This is a genomic window from Paenibacillus sp. FSL R10-2778 (genome assembly GCF_038593035.1).
Classification (GTDB): domain Bacteria; phylum Bacillota; class Bacilli; order Paenibacillales; family Paenibacillaceae; genus Paenibacillus_AQ; species Paenibacillus_AQ odorifer.
Genome location: NZ_CP151956.1, coordinates 1,742,313 through 1,757,422, shown reverse-complemented (window position 1 = coordinate 1,757,422; position 15,110 = coordinate 1,742,313). Strand labels below are relative to the sequence as shown.

General features: G+C 46.8%; 11 protein-coding genes. 1 reads left to right on the top strand and 10 read right to left on the bottom strand.

Annotation, left to right across the window (positions count from 1 at the left end):
* Nucleotides 1–17 precede the first annotated feature (17 nt).
* From NST40_RS07650 to NST40_RS07620, 7 genes are read right to left on the bottom strand one after another with little or no spacing between them, the layout of a single operon-like run.
* Nucleotides 18–827 (bottom strand): polysaccharide deacetylase family protein, encoded by an 810-nt coding sequence (locus NST40_RS07650; protein ID WP_342410891.1) that lies wholly within the window; start codon nt 825–827, stop codon nt 18–20.
* A gap of 21 nt (nt 828–848) precedes the next feature.
* Nucleotides 849–1,556, bottom strand: a complete 708-nt coding sequence (locus tag NST40_RS07645; protein ID WP_342410567.1) for a DUF1961 family protein — start codon at nt 1,554–1,556, stop codon at nt 849–851.
* A 27-nt stretch (nt 1,557–1,583) separates the two neighbouring features.
* A complete protein-coding gene (locus tag NST40_RS07640) occupies nt 1,584–4,211 on the bottom strand; it encodes a hypothetical protein (RefSeq protein ID WP_342410890.1) in 2,628 nt (875 codons plus the stop codon).
* A 38-nt stretch (nt 4,212–4,249) separates the two neighbouring features.
* Complete coding sequence (locus NST40_RS07635; RefSeq protein ID WP_342410566.1) at nt 4,250–6,664, bottom strand: helix-turn-helix domain-containing protein; 2,415 nt, start codon at nt 6,662–6,664, stop codon at nt 4,250–4,252.
* Between the two features lie 51 nt (nt 6,665–6,715).
* The gene (locus NST40_RS07630) at nt 6,716–8,302 is read right to left on the bottom strand and encodes an extracellular solute-binding protein (RefSeq protein ID WP_076220261.1); all 1,587 of its coding nucleotides are present in this window, start codon (nt 8,300–8,302) and stop codon (nt 6,716–6,718) included.
* Between the two features lie 34 nt (nt 8,303–8,336).
* Entirely contained in the window at nt 8,337–9,221 is an 885-nt protein-coding gene (locus NST40_RS07625; protein WP_076220262.1) for a carbohydrate ABC transporter permease, read from the bottom strand.
* 17 nt (nt 9,222–9,238) lie between these two features.
* A complete protein-coding gene (locus NST40_RS07620; protein WP_076142502.1) occupies nt 9,239–10,210 on the bottom strand; it encodes a sugar ABC transporter permease in 972 nt (323 codons plus the stop codon).
* Between the two features lie 264 nt (nt 10,211–10,474).
* Here NST40_RS07620 and NST40_RS07615 point away from each other — a divergent pair, with 264 nt between their 5' ends.
* On the top strand, nt 10,475–12,466 hold the full coding sequence (locus NST40_RS07615) for a beta-galactosidase (RefSeq protein ID WP_342410565.1): 1,992 nt from the start codon (nt 10,475–10,477) through the stop codon (nt 12,464–12,466).
* Between the two features lie 75 nt (nt 12,467–12,541).
* On the opposite strand, the gene fucU is transcribed toward NST40_RS07615, so the two are convergent.
* From fucU to NST40_RS07600, 3 genes are read right to left on the bottom strand one after another with little or no spacing between them, the layout of a single operon-like run.
* Nucleotides 12,542–12,970, bottom strand: a complete 429-nt coding sequence (fucU, locus tag NST40_RS07610) for an L-fucose mutarotase (protein ID WP_076277110.1) — start codon at nt 12,968–12,970, stop codon at nt 12,542–12,544.
* Nucleotides 12,971–12,981: 11 nt separating this feature from the next.
* A complete protein-coding gene (locus NST40_RS07605) occupies nt 12,982–13,632 on the bottom strand; it encodes a class II aldolase/adducin family protein (protein ID WP_038569477.1) in 651 nt (216 codons plus the stop codon).
* A gap of 20 nt (nt 13,633–13,652) precedes the next feature.
* Nucleotides 13,653–15,098, bottom strand: a complete 1,446-nt coding sequence (locus NST40_RS07600) for a rhamnulokinase family protein (protein WP_342410564.1) — start codon at nt 15,096–15,098, stop codon at nt 13,653–13,655.
* Nucleotides 15,099–15,110: the final 12 nt, after the last annotated feature.

The window sequence follows — 15,110 nt, the reverse complement described above, 5'->3', positions numbered from 1 at the left end:
CTGTCTTCTCTCTTCGATTAGATCTCTGGGAAACGGACGGTTTGTCCGCCTGCTACTTCTATAATCAAACCGTCGATTTCCAGCCAGACAGATAGCGCTCCCGGATTATATACAAAATCCCGAGCAGCGGAGAAAATAAGGGCTTCACAAGCCTTCATATAATGAACGAGTTCAATATTTGTCGCGTACCAGATTTCCTCTAGTCCTCCCACTGCTTCACAGAAGCTTTCCATCAGCTCCCAGTTATTATCGTTATCAAATTCATAACTATGGCCCCACACATACATCAGATATAAATACTGCCGTTTATGCAGCTTCACGAACTGCTCCGCATGCTCCAGCAAATGATCATTATGATGGCAAGTCCCCCGCCATTCCAGCCAATCCTCCGGCAGCCCAAAGCCGCCGCCAGTGGTCTGTACCACACGGGCATATTCCATGCCTAAATGAGGCAAAAGCTTCTTTATCTCCTTGTTAAAGGAACCGTTAGGATAAGACATTCCCCGTATCGGCACCTGGAGCAGCGTCTCAAAACACTTTCGATCCTCCATAATCTCATGGATGATTTGCTCCTGCGGACAACGGGCCATCGTGGGATGGTGTTGCGTATGAACAGATACCTCATGTCCCTGGTACAGCTCAGTTATTTCATCTGCCGCAATACGATCACCTTCACCCAGCAGACCAGAATTGAGATGAAATGTTCCTCTAATCCCATGGCGGTTAAATAGTCCTACCAATCTTTCGTCAGCCCGTCTGCCGTCATCATAGCTCATTGTAAGCGCCTTATGTCTGCCCTCAGGGTAACAATAATAAATAATAGACATCAATCTGAAGCCTCCTTCGCATTACTGTCCAAAAACCGTCAGATTTGAGTATTCAGCCATCAGGGGTGCCATCTGTCGGAACCCAATTTTCCCACCTGTCAGTAGCGGCCCATAGGTTTCACCATCATCTATCCATGTAAAAATCGGCAGTTCATTGATTGCAAAAGACAGCATAGGACCACGCTTCACCACTAACATCCGGTAGGGCTCAGTCATGTCGCTTACGTCCGGAAGCGGATCGGCTGCCTGCATAACCAGATGAAAACCATAGCTTTTACGCAAATTACAGGTATGAAATTCACGTTCTTCCACCCAACGCCTGCGAAAATACGAGATATGATACGTGTCTATCTGCCCGTGATGGTATTGATCATATTCACCCGTACGGCGAGCAAGCGTGGAATCAAATAAATCCTTCCCACCCTCTCCTTTGGCCGCGATAAACAAAATCGCCAACCCCGGCTCACGCAATGGGCGGAAATTCCAAGATACGGCGAGGTCTGCCGGGAACTCTTCTGGACACCAGAGAACGACATTTGCTTGTTGTCCGGCCCTTGCATGGATAGTACTCTCCAGTCTCATTCGCTGCAAAGGGAAGGAAACCGCTCCCGCTCCCTCCATCTTGAATCCAGCGATATCACTAGTTGAAGCGAGGGGATTATGGTAGATTGGTTTCCATGCTTCAGGGATCAAACCACCTATACCCGTGTCCTGCATCGGCCTAGCCATAAAACATTCCTCCCCACAATGAAGCCTTTAATTCGCGCGTTCCGGTAAAGCACTACCGATTAATTCCAAGGCAATGATCGTATTTAAAGACCACTGCGAGGCTTCATTTGTATTCATCCAATCGATCTCATTTAACTCAGTCATATAAGTGACCTGATCAGCTTCCTCCTGTAGATTCACACCACCAAACGGATTCTCCAGCAAAATCGACCAGCACCGCTCTGCCGTCGCTGGATCCTTGCGGTAATATGCTCCATATGCAGCAATGGCTACGCTGAGTACAGGATGCTCAAAACGGAGTTTTCCTGAAATCAACCCTCCTGTAAATGCGTCCTTCTCTTCTTGTGGCAAATTATAAAATACGCCGAACTCAGCCAGCATATCTTCCCAGTCCGGGTCCTCCAGCATTGCCGCCAGCTCGAACCACACCTGCGGACCTCCCATGCTAATCGCTAAATGACGCCCCCAGTTATCGTCGCCCATTCCTGACAATAGGCCAGTTGCCGGATCATAACCATATGTGGGACCAGATAATAGCCGTAAATTTGCCCTTTTGATGCAATCCATGCCTGTTATAATCTTGTCACGATAAGCGGTATCCTCGAACCGCTCCCAGCGGGTCATCCAATTAGAGCTAAAGGCCGCCCAGTCCGGACCCACCCTAACATGAGTGGGGAATTCATCCTTCGGAAAATACGCCCGCATCGGGTCCAGAGTAACTGTTGAATAATCAGCATCCTTTACACTGTCCATAATATCGCCGACCCGCTCGTCTCCGGTCAGATAATAATAGTAGCGATGCAGACCCGCCATGGCGATACGAGCCTCTTTGCAGCCGCAGCCCCAGTGGATGACATTATGCCGCGAGCCTAGTCCGGCGTATTCGCCAAAATGATATACATCTACCTCACTCGTATGCCTGGTCATAGCTTCGGCCATACGGAACACATCCGCTCTCCCGGACCGGAGAAACGTTACCCACAACCACATATTTGGCACCAGCTCGGAATTCTGCCAGGCGCAGCCGCCAAGATCATAGTTCCATACATGTCTGACCGGATCGTAGCTGTGCATGAAATCTCCATAGTCCCAGAATCCATACCATTTGCGCTGCTCGATCTCTTCCTGGTAAAAGGAGATGATCCCGTCCAGCCGATCTTCCAGATATGCCTTGGCTGGCGTGCTCCGATCAGGCAAACTCCAGAAACCAAAAGCACCCGCTTCATGATAATAAGTTGGTTCGCAAACCAGCAATGAAGGTTCTTCAGCTTCTGCCTGCATCCGCTGCAACAATTCATGCCCGGGAGTCTGCGCCGTACACCAGAATGTTAGCTCGCTAGTATTAGCGATACCAAATGGAGTGGCCCGTAATTCTTCTGCACCTTCATACGAGGATTCCACATGTGTTTTCGTATCATAATGCCGCAAGTCCATAGCTGCCGCATCAGGTGACCAGAACCAGACAGTAAGCGCTGCCGCGTCAGTGGCAGTGGAACCAATCTCCATTCCTGCCGGATGCTTACGCCAGAAATTCTTCATCCCGATTGCTAGCCCTCCGCCCTCTGCCCCAACATAACCAAGCCCACCTGCCCGGCGGCCTTCTGCTGCCTTGATCCAAGCGCAGCCAACCTCTGTCCGCTTCCAGATCCCATAATGCTCGGAAGAATCTTGAACCAGCCGAAAGCTGCCCCAAGTAGCGGAGTCATCCAATAAACTAAGGAAATAGGCATCCTCTTCTGGATTAAATTTCACAGCACATCCTGCTACCTGATCGAGGAATAAATCACGGTACTTACCTTTGGTTCGCCGTGTATGCAACGTCTTAGGAGACTCGCTAAACAAGCCGCTATCTCCGGCAAAACGAACATGGCGGTTGTAAAGAGGTCCACGCATCGGCACTGTGAATTCTATTCCCAATCCTTTAATAAAATCCTGCTGTGGATTACCGTCATAATGAAACGTATGAACTAATCGAATAGACTCCAGCCCAGCATAAAAATATAAACGTAACGTATAGGGAAGCCACTCACGAGCACTGTGCGAAGCTTGGTGAAGTCCATCTAGCTTCACCACTGCGCGAACAGGTCCGTCCTGTTCAAGGATGGCACTTAACGTTCGTCCTGTGAACCGCTCCTCACGTATGCTCAGGGTGCCAGCACCCTCATCTCTCTGTTCACGTATACATACAAGCTCGCCATTACTGCAAACTTCCGTTCCTTCCGTGTCCGCCGGATTTCTGCGCACAATACTGCGGATAAGACCCTTCCCCTGCTTGTTAACCGTGCAAATAATAACACCTGTATCTATAATGAAAGCTTCCTCTGTTTCCTGCACAGTTAGTCGCTCAGTCACTTCTGTAGCTGGAGTCGCTTGATTTATTGTCATTGTCGCTAAGGAATCCTGCTGAATATCCGAATTTTTATTTACTGCCGAGTGCGTGGACCATTTGATGCTCCCGTCTGGCCAAAAAGCTGCTGGCCAGCTTTGCAGCGGCACATGCTTTTCGTTCTTCGGCATACTTAAGCAGAGATTCTTTAACGATTCCCTGTCGAGCGCTCCTTTTTTCCAAGGAACCCCCCAGGTAACACCCACATCAATAGCGGGCTTTTTTAGCCAATGCAGGCCAATCGGCAGAGCCGTAGGCACAACAACCATCTCCTTCATACGTTCTTCGCCGCACGTCCTCTTTACTTTTAAAGAGCTTCATTATTATGGCTTAGCTCTCTATAGCGGCTTGGGGTTATTCCCTCTTGTTTCTTAAAAATCCGGTTAAAATAGCTATGTTGATAACCCACCTGTTCAGCTACATCGTTAATTCGCAGCGAGGTATCACGCAGCAGCTCCTTGGCTTTATCAAGCCGTAATTCGGTCAGATAATCGATGAAATTTTTCCCGGTGACCCGTTTGAATGATTTACTCAGTAAAAATGGGCTGATTCCTGTATAATCCGCACATCCATCCAGCGAAATATTATCCATATAATGCTCATTGATATACATCATGGCATGCTCAATCGTCCGTTTGATTCCGGCATCAGAACGCTCACTCAGCTCCGTCAGATACGGTGCGACTACCTTTTCCTGAAACCAGGCAAGGATAAGCTTCGGCTCATGAATTTGCGACAGTGCCGCGTACAGATTAGCCCCTTTGAACAGCTGGTTTGGATGAATGCCTGAGACCATAATGGCGTGCTGAATACTGCCTAACAAATGAAGCATACCCTGCTGCACATCAATCACTTTTGCCCCATTGGCACACAGTGCCTCCAGAAATTCCTCCAACAGCCGGTAAGCCTCTTCCGCTTCTCCTGTTCGCAGGGCCTGAATCATTCCGCGCTCCAAAGTGAACGAATATTGCGGTTCTGGCGTACTTTGTCCCTCACGATCCAGTAGCTCCATATTAATAATCTGGTTCTCACCACCAAACTGGCGATAACTAGCGGCTTGCTTCGCAGCCTCGAACGCTAGCGGAATACCGGATATCCTTCCAACCGGTGCACTAAACGCCACTGTTACCCTCATTTTTAACATGCGATTAATCGTTCCTGTCAGTTCTTCGCTAAAGGCTTGCACCGCTTCCAGCGATGGATTCGCAACGGGTTCGATAAGAAGTAATCCTGCCGTGAGATCATGGAAATTGATAATATCAGCCTGGTTGAAGTGCTCGGCAGACAGTTCTCCGATAATATTGACGGCGGCGAATGATACAAGACTTTCATCACCGTTGCGGAATTTCCCCTCCTGGCTGGAGATGCCTGTAAGCTGAATATAAAGAATAATATAATGACAATCCTCTACTTCCCACTTAAAGCGCCGCATCCGGCTTTGCAGATCCTGCTCAGAATAGGAATATAAATACCCCTGAAACAGCTGATGCAGAAAGCTTTCTTTCACATGTGGAAGCTGCTCGGAAAGAGTGTACTTCAGGGCATGGCTCTCCCCGTGCAAGTTCTGCCAATGCCGTTCAATCAGAATGAACTCATCCTCCCTACTCGCAGCCGCCGCTTGGTCAGGCAACAAAGTCTGCAGCAACCGTCCTATCGGTGAATAGATTTTACGGGAAGCAAACCAAGACAGAATCGCCGCCAGCAGCAAAGCACTAAAGCTAACTAAAAATATCAGTCTTGAAATGAAGACGACAGGTGAAGTTATGCTGGTTATCGGTGAAGCGGACACATAGAGCCAGTCTGCGGAGAGTCGGGAAAACTCACCATAAGTCACTGCATATGTAGCCTTACCCCAGTCGAAGAGAAAAGAGGACTCAAGATTTGACTCATGGTTCGCGCCCCGTTCCACAATCTCATTATGCAATGCGGTAAGTAAGGGAGAATCCTCGGCACTGTCTCCAGCAGATACGTACAAATCCCCCGTCGTCTGCAGCAAAAATGTCTCGCCGCTATTATAAGGTGTCATAGTTCGTAACATCGCAGCTACTTTCTCCGTATCCATGCGGAGCAAAAGAGCCCCGAAGGGCTTCAAGCTTCCGCCCGGAATATGATGGACAAGCGTTAATTCTTTGATATTTGGTTTATTGGGATCGAATGCCCACTGCGTCCAATAGGTGCTTTGTTCAGTTGCAATTAATCTGTCATATTGACCAGATATCGCGCTGGAGTCAATCGTGCCATATTCGGGATTAAATAGTAATGGATGATCTCCTGATAGATAGAGTTCAACGTTACTCGTCATCGTGTTTGAGCCCTGCATCACTACGAGTGTCTTCGTAATATCCCACGCCCGCTCATGATCCTGAATAAAATCAAGGCCATTCAAGCTGTAATCAAACTTGGGATCAAAAGCCCAATGTGCCAGCATCAGCTCCAGATTGGACAGCTGATCATCAATATTAGCCGCCCGCTGTTCAATCTGCCTGTTATGCATCTGCAGCAGCTCGCTCTCCAGGCGTCCCCCTGCCATCCAGTAGACAAGCGCACCAATAATAAACCCCGGAATGGATGACACCACCAGCATAATGATCAGGTTTTTCCGATAATACCGGCCTTTACAGCCTGACCAGCCTTTTGTATAACGCTTCCATTTCGCCACATTTCTCATCACTATGCTCTCACCAGCCGAATCGGATAAATTTGAAGTGCAATCGAACCACATTCGTTTTGCTCCTCAGATCCTTTCCAGCCGGATAAAAGCACCAGGAAGGATCTATTGGTCAGCCTTAGCGTATAATTCGTTCATTTCCTTTACTAAATCATCTCCACCTGTTTTTCTCCATACGTCAAATGCGGATTTCAATTCAGCTTCATCAATTTGTCCTACAATATACTTTATGCGTGCATCATTAATTACATTGTCGAGTTGAGCACCCTTTTGCGAATATACTGTGGAAATAAAGGCCTCTGCCGGATTAACCACGATCGAAGCTTCATTTGCCTTTTGAACTTCAGTTTGTTTAAGACGCAGCGGCGTTTGTGCTACAGTCTTGGACTTATCCTCAGGAATATAGGCCAATATTTGGTTTAGACCTTCCACTTCTGACTCCACAAGTACAGTGTCTTTGGAGCGTTCAATAAAACCATCCACCATAGTGTAGTGAGTACCTTCCAAACCAAAACCTAACATCGTTTGTAATTCCGGATTATTGATTTGATCTAGAAAAGCCAGTACCCGTTTCAGTTCTTCTTCGCTCTTCACAGATGATTTTGGAATAGCCAGCATGCCCGAGAAACCAGAGGTCGGCAATGTGTGTAGCTTGCCATCCGTACCTGTTACGCCCCCGCTTACATCTACATAATGTTTATCCGGTTCGTCTTTGCCTTCTTTTTCTAGCGCAGCGTGAATTTTATCATCCACCCGGGCGCCTGTATCGACCACATCGACGATTACTCCTGCCTTATTGTTCACGATCGGATCTGTCCATTTGGCACTGTCCATTACAGCAAAGTCGGAGTTGATCAATTTCTCATCATACAGCTTCTTCATGAACTTAAGCGCTTCCAAATATTCTGGATATTCATGCTCAGGCACCAGCTTGCCATCTTGCACGCCCCATTTATTCGGTGTTCCAAACCATAACTTAATGGTATCAAAACCGCTGGCCCACTGGCCGCTCCATTTGACAAGCACCATGCCATACGTATCCTCTTTACCATTGCCGTCTGGATCTTTTTCCTTGAACGCTTTCAGCATATTGTAGAAATCATCTACCGTCTGCGGTGTTTGCAGCCCCACCTTCTCTAACCAATCCTTGCGGAAAACCATACCGTTACGGCCGAGTACACGCCCCCGATAGATCCCGTAATTCTTCCCATCAATGGCCGAGTTTTTCAGAATAACCGGGTTCGCTTGGCTTAAATTCGGATAATCCTTAAGGTAAGGCCCTACTTCCCAGAATGCACCCGATTTGGCAGCGTTCACAAAACTAGAAGCCTTAACATCCCCCACGTAGATAATGGTCGGCAGCTTCCCAGAAGCTAGCGTAATATTAAATTTATCTGCATAAGATGCATTCGGGACCCACTCAAAGTGGATTTTTGTATTGGTCTGCTTCTCAAGTTCAGCAGCAACCGGACTGCCATCCTTCGGATAATTTGTTTTGAATATCGGCAGCATGAGGGTCAGATCCAGCGGGGACTCGCTTTTCTCTTCTCCAGTATTACTACTCCCCTCACTTTTGCTGTTAGAACCTGCAGATTCATTACCTGAGCAACCTGCAACAACAGTTGTAACCATCATAGCCACAAGTAAAAGTAACAACCAGCGCTTCTTTTTTACCGAACGATTAGCTTCCATTATTATACCTCCAAATTGGAATAAGTTAAGTTTGTTATCCTTTAACAGAACCCAGCATCACCCCTTTAGCGAAATGTTTTTGCAGAAATGGGTACACACATAAAATTGGTAGAGTACCTACTACAATAACCGCCATTTTAATCGACTGCTCCGGTGGCTGCACAAAGCTTGGATCCATAGAACTCATATCGCCAGCCGCAGATTGGGATAACATTACGATCTGTCGCAGCATCACCTGCAAAGGCCATTTTGTCGGATCCGTAATATAGAGCAGTGCCGAGAAGAAATTGTTCCAATGTCCCACAGCATAGAACAACGTAAATGTAGCGAGAACCGGTTTGGATAAAGGAAGGACTATCTTCCACAACAAGCCCAGCTCAGAACAACCATCAATACGCGCCGCTTCTTCCATTTCTATAGGCAGCTCCTGAAAAAAGTTTTTGACAATAATCAGGTTAAAGGCGCTAATTGCTCCCGGTAAAATAAGAGAATTGAGCGTATCCAGCAAATGCAGCTCCCGAATGACGAGATAGGTTGGAATCATTCCTCCACCGAACAGCATCGTAAAAATAACAAGGTTGAGTACCAAATTACGGCCCATCAGATATCGTTTTGCCATCGGATAAGCCATAGTTACCGTGAAGAATAAATTAACGACAGTTCCGATTACCGTAACATAAATAGAAACCCCTATACTGCGCATAATCGTATCTGTTGAAAAGATAAATCGGTAGGCGTCAAATGAAATCGTGGTCGGGATCAGGAATACGGCACGTTTAGTAATTTCCGCATCCGTAGCGAAGGAGCCCGAAACCACAAAGAGGAAAGGGAGAATCGCTACGATTCCGATAATCCCTAAAAATATATAATTGAATATATCAAATGCAGTTCCAACCGTACTCTTGTATTGTTTGGCCACAGCAAGCTTCTCCCTTCTCAATAAAGTCCAGATTCACCAAATTTTTTGGCGATCCAATTCGTCCCGAGCACAAGCGTCACACCGATTATTGATTTAAATAATCCAACAGCCGTGCTGTAACTAAAAGCTCCCTGGGTAATTCCCAGCGCGTATACATAGGTATCGAACACCTCACCTACTTCACGATTAAGAGCATTCATCATTAAATAAATTTGTTCAAAACCGTTATCCAAAATCGTTCCCATCCGAAGAATAAGTAAAATAACGATTGTACTGCGGATAGCAGGCAACGTAATATGCCAAATCTGCCGCCACCGGTTCGCACCATCTACTACCGCAGCCTCATATTGCTCCACATCTACACCGGCCAGCGCTGCCAGGAATATAATCGTCCCCCAGCCGCACTCCTTCCAGATCGTCTGGAGAATAATCAATGGACGGAACCAGTCAGGATTAGCTAGAAAGTCTATTTTCCTGCCTGTAAACGTATACAAAAACTCATTTACAGTCCCGCCTTCCGTAGTTAGAAATACATAGCTCATACTGGCCACAATGACCATGGATATAAAGTGCGGAACATAAATCATCGTTTGTATCGTCTTTTTATAGAAGGAAAGCCGTATTTCGTTTAGAAGCAGTGCCAGAATAATCGGCGCCGGAAAAAAGAAAATCAAATTATAAAACGATAACAATAACGTATTGCGCAGCAGCATAAAGAAATCAGGATTCTGGAAAAAAACACGAAAATGCTCAAAACCTACCCATTCACTTTTCTGAAAACCAAGAAACGGCTGGTAATTCTTAAAAGCCAGCAGCACGCCCCACATCGGAACATATTTGAAAACAAGAAAATAAAGGACTCCAGGGAGCAGCAGAATATATAACCATTTATCACGTTTAAAACGTTTCCATCTTCTTACCCGGATATTTCGATAGGTCTGCGGCTTTGGCTGTTGTTCTGAAGTTCCCGGAACTGTTACGTGCTTCATCCTGTTCACCTCCATTTGTCATGTACAGCTCGCGATTACTGTAGCCATGGATTACTGCAATCACCCTTACTGCGACTCCTATTATGCTGCTAGTGATTTTTTCCAGCAATCGGACTTTTTTGAACGCTCTATATAAGCTAAAAATCCCATTTTATCTAAAAAGTCCAAACCGCGCAAAAGTTTACTATTGTCCGTAAGACATTAAGCACCTATGATTCCAAGTGATGATTTCCAGCAAATGTTTGCCTTAAAGGAGGAACTGAATTGAAGAACAAGCTATACTACGGTGCTGCTTGGTATCCCGAGCTATGGAGTGAAGAGGTGCTTGAGCAGGACATCCTTCTAATGAAAGAAACGGGGATTAATATCGTACGAATCGGAGAATTCATTTGGTCTGCTTTGGAGCCAGAAGAAGATAAGATTGATATCGGTCCCGTCGTGAAATATATCGAAAGGTTACATAGAAACGGAATTGACACAGTAATGTGTACGCCGACACCTACACCCCCCATCTGGCTTACTCATGGACATCCTGAGCGCTGTTATGTGGATGAAAGCGGAACGGTAATGGGACATGGAGCACGGCAGCATATTTGTACCAACAATCCTTATTTTCGTAAGCGGGCTGCCATCATTACGGAGCATATTGCCAAGGAGATCGGAGCACTTCCGGGGTTAACCGCCTGGCAGCTCGATAACGAATTCAAAGCGCATGTGGCGGAGTGTATGTGTGAGATCTGTAAAGACTTATGGCATATCTGGTTGCAGCAGCGCTACAGCTCCATTGAGAGGTTGAATGAGGCATGGGGAACAGCCGTCTGGAGCCAAACTTATCAACGTTTTGATCAGGTGCCACAGCCAGGACCCGCACCTTTCCTCCACAATTCATCCCTGCGGACGATGTACCGCTTATTTTCAATGGAAAAGATCGCTGAATTCGCCGATGAGCAGGCTGATATTATCCGCCGCCACTCCACTGCGCCAATTACCCACAACAGCAGTGTCGCTTTTCATCTAGATAATGAGCGGCTATTTCAAAATCTCGACTTTGCTGCCTACGACACCTATGCCTCACAGGAAAATATGCATGCTTATCTGCTTAACTGTGATCTGTGGCGAAATTTCAAGCCGGGAAAAGATTTCTGGATAATGGAGACCGGACCCTCGTTTGCCGCATCTCTAGTCAGTTTTGGTGTGCCCCATCCGAATGGATATCTGAAAGCAGAAGCAGTTGCCGCCTATGCGCTGGGTGCAGGTGCATTTTGCTATTGGCTCTGGCGCCAGCATACTTCCGGAAGTGAACAAACGCATAGCTCGATCCTTAGTGCCTGGGGAGAACCAGCTCTAGGGTACGTTAATGTGCTGGAGGCCAATCAAGCACGGCGGGAAATTGAACAAATTATGCTCTCCACCCGGCCCCTTCGGGCAGATGTTGCGATTACCTATTCGGACAGAACCAAAGCTTATCTCGCAACTGAACCTCATCGGAAGCTAAATTATCGTAGTCTGCTGGGCGATTTCTACAAAAGAGTTCTTCATATGGGCATTCACAGGGATCTGCTGCCCGAAGGCGGAGACTTAACCGGATACAAGCTGTTATTCACTCCGTTCGTACATTATTTGTCCCCCGAGTATGTGCAAAGTGCCCTGGCCTTCACAGCAGCTGGCGGGATTTGGATTGTCGGTCCTCTTACCGGAGGACGAACGAAGGAGCATACCCTTCACACGAATGCCGGACTTGGGGAATTGGAGCGGTTAGCAGGCGTCAAAACTAAGTTTACCTATCCGCTGGAATCAACAGGCACGATTGGACACGCTTTTGGGGTATCTGCTCCCTTGTCCTTGTGGAGTTCTGTTTTTGAACCCGTTTCAGAGTCCGTTACCAGTATCGGAATGATTACGGAGGGGGTGACGCCGGGGTTGTCCTTCCTGACGGAGCAGCCTTACGGACAAGGCACTATTGTTATGCTGGGTTCAATGCCTGCCGGTGAAGAAGGCAACCTAATGTTATGTAAACTCATTGATCATTATGCAGAACGTGCTGGTGTTACCCTACGCAGTGATGTCACTAAGGGAACCCTTGTCTGCCCTAGAAGCGATGACCAGGCTGCCGAAGTCTGGACCCTTGTAAATATGGATGGACACGGGGGAAGTCTCACACTCCCGCGGGACGGACATGATGTTCTCTCAGGCAAATCCGTGGCCTGCGGCCCCCTCTCCCTTGGTGCATATGAGTACCGAGTAATCCGGTTATAAATACTTATCCTTGCAGCATAAAAAGCCGCTAACTCCTTGGTCACCCAAGCGGTTAGCGGCTTCGTTTCCGTTATTTTAACTTTTAATAACGCCTTTTTTAAGAATAACGTTCCCATACAACGCTTCTTCACCAGTAACTATAACTGCATAACTTTGCTTAGAACGGTTATAGAAATCAAAACGTTCCTCATGTTTAATCGTGGCTTCAGCATCATGTTTGGCGATGATTGTCTCGTATGTGGTCCAAATGACCGGCACAGTTGGATCTCCTGCAACCACTGCCATAAAAGCCACCTGTTGCTCTGCGTAATGATCCAGAGGTAACAACTCTAAGATGGCATCCAGCAGTTCAGGAATACCGATGCCATCATATCTCAGTACCCTCGGATTCAACGAATGTCCGGGATAATTCGCATCAGCCAATACAAGCTCATCCCCATGACCCATCTCCATCAGAATGCGTACCAGCTCCGGAGACAGCAGCTTAGGAATTCCTTTTAACATAAGGCACCTCTTTACTTCCCATAAAATGATCGCAACGCTACCAGCTCATCAATCCGATGCTGTGGCAATTCTCTCTCCCCGCCAATCATCCGGGTAATGAAGGTGAGCTTGGCGGTATACTCAAGCCGCTCCATATTCAGATATGCTTCCATAACATCTTCTCCCCAAGTAAGGGCTCCGTGATTCTCTAGCAGAACCGCAGTTTTTTTGCCCAGGAAAGGCATCAGTGAATCTGGAATTTCTTCCGTCGATGGTGTTCCATATTCCGCCAACGGAATATCTCCGATCATAATCACCGACTCTGGCATCATCATCTTGTCGAGCGCCTCACCTTTTATGGCAAATGCAGTAGCATACGGGGGATGTGCATGGACCACACCCTTCATCTCTGGCAGCTCATTATAAATTCTTAGATGCATTTTTGCTTCCGTTGAGGGTCTGTAGCCTTCAGCTGCTTCAAGGACTTCACCTTGCAGATTCACTTTTACAAGCATATGAGGCTCTAAATATCCCTTACTCACCGCTCTGGGGGTAGTCAGAATTACATTCTCTGATAAGCGAGCAGAAATATTCCCATCATTAGCCGCGATAAAATCTTTATTAAACAGGTTTCTCCCGATATCACAAATCTGCAAACGTAATTTTTGTTCTAAGGTATCCATAGGGTTTCTCTCCTCGTATCCTATTTTTCACAAACCTTCACCAAAGAAGGCTGATATGTCTTAAAGGCAAAAGATCTTTCCACTACCTGCTTGCCCCCGGAGATTTCCAGTTCCCCTAGGGCAGCCAGTTGAATAATTATATTGCCAATTGCACCGGCTTCCACAGGCCCTGCTACAACTTTTCTCCCCGTAATATTAGCGGTAAGCTGACAGAGCAGTTCATTCTGAATCCCACCACCGACCATATGAATGATATTGATTTTTTTGCCGGTGATCTCTTCCATTTCGTCAATCGTATGGCGATAGGACTCTGCTAAGCTCTCAAGTATGACGCGTATAATCTCAGCTTTCGTATAAGGGGCTTGCTGGCCTGTTCGTTCGCAATATTCTCTAATCCGATGGGTCATCACACCGGGTATACTGAACAGCTCGTCATTCGGATTAATAATTGCTGGAGCATGATTTATGGTTTCGGCTAGCTCAACCATTTGGCCTTGGCTGACGTATTTTCCCGCTTCTGCCCAATTCCTTTGCAGCTCCTGCAAAATCCATAGTCCCGTTATATTTTTGAGCAAACGATTAGATTGGCCGTAACACTGCTCATTTGTGAATCCGTATTCATAGCTTTTCTCTGTAATGACAGCTTTAGGCGTCTCCATGCCCACTAACGACCATGTACCACAGCTAATAAATGCTGCATCTTCCTTTAGAGAATAAGGAATAGAAGCTACTGCTGAAGCCGTATCATGAGAAGCACCCGCAATTACCTCCATTGAACCTACGCTAAGCTCCTCTTGAATTACCGGAAGGATAGAACCAATAACCGTTCCCGCTTGAACCCGTTGTGGCACTATACCAACCGGGATATTAAGCCTGCTGAATACTTCAGTGGAGACTTCACCAGATACAGCGTCCATTAAGCCACTTGTACTCCAAATCGTGCTTTCTGCTGCCGCGATACCAGAGAATAAATAGTGGAACAGGTCTGGCATCATTAAAATAGTATCTGCAACCTCTAGCAGAGAATCGTTATCCTGAAAATCAGCAAACAGCTGATAAACCGTATTAATCAAGCTCGGTTGAATACCTGTAATGCTAAATTGCTCCCTTGGTGGAAGCAGCGCCTCCAACCCTAGACGATGGCTTCCCATTCTCCTATCCCTATAATGATGGGGGGAATAGAGCAACATCCCTCTTTTATCAATAAAACCGTAATCGACTCCCCACGTATCCACGCTTAGAGACCTCAATTTTCCATGCGCCCTATAAGCTCTCTGGATTCCTTTTTTCATTTCGTGGAAGAGCTTCAAAATATCCCAATACAAATGCCCGCCAACATACACCGGCGTATTAGCAAACCGATGAATTTCTTCTATGCGAAGGGTGTTACCGTCATACAATCCCAACATCACTCTTCCGGAACTGGCGCCAAGATCCATAGCCAGAAGCTTAATCGTATCACCCATTTCAAGCACACC

What these genes read in the sequence shown, in the direction of transcription:
- NST40_RS07650 (WP_342410891.1), bottom strand. Translation starts at nt 827, where the DNA reads ATGTCTATTATTTATTATTGTTACCCTGAGGGCAGACATAAGGCGCTT.
- NST40_RS07645 (WP_342410567.1), bottom strand. Translation starts at nt 1,556, where the DNA reads ATGGCTAGGCCGATGCAGGACACGGGTATAGGTGGTTTGATCCCTGAA.
- NST40_RS07640 (WP_342410890.1), bottom strand. Translation starts at nt 4,211, where the DNA reads ATGGTTGTTGTGCCTACGGCTCTGCCGATTGGCCTGCATTGGCTAAAA.
- NST40_RS07635 (WP_342410566.1), bottom strand. Translation starts at nt 6,664, where the DNA reads ATGTGGTTCGATTGCACTTCAAATTTATCCGATTCGGCTGGTGAGAGC.
- NST40_RS07630 (WP_076220261.1), bottom strand. Translation starts at nt 8,302, where the DNA reads ATGGAAGCTAATCGTTCGGTAAAAAAGAAGCGCTGGTTGTTACTTTTA.
- NST40_RS07620 (WP_076142502.1), bottom strand. Translation starts at nt 10,210, where the DNA reads ATGAAGCACGTAACAGTTCCGGGAACTTCAGAACAACAGCCAAAGCCG.
- fucU (WP_076277110.1), bottom strand. Translation starts at nt 12,970, where the DNA reads ATGTTAAAAGGAATTCCTAAGCTGCTGTCTCCGGAGCTGGTACGCATT.
- NST40_RS07605 (WP_038569477.1), bottom strand. Translation starts at nt 13,632, where the DNA reads ATGGATACCTTAGAACAAAAATTACGTTTGCAGATTTGTGATATCGGG.
- NST40_RS07600 (WP_342410564.1), bottom strand. Translation starts at nt 15,098, where the DNA reads ATGGGTGATACGATTAAGCTTCTGGCTATGGATCTTGGCGCCAGTTCC.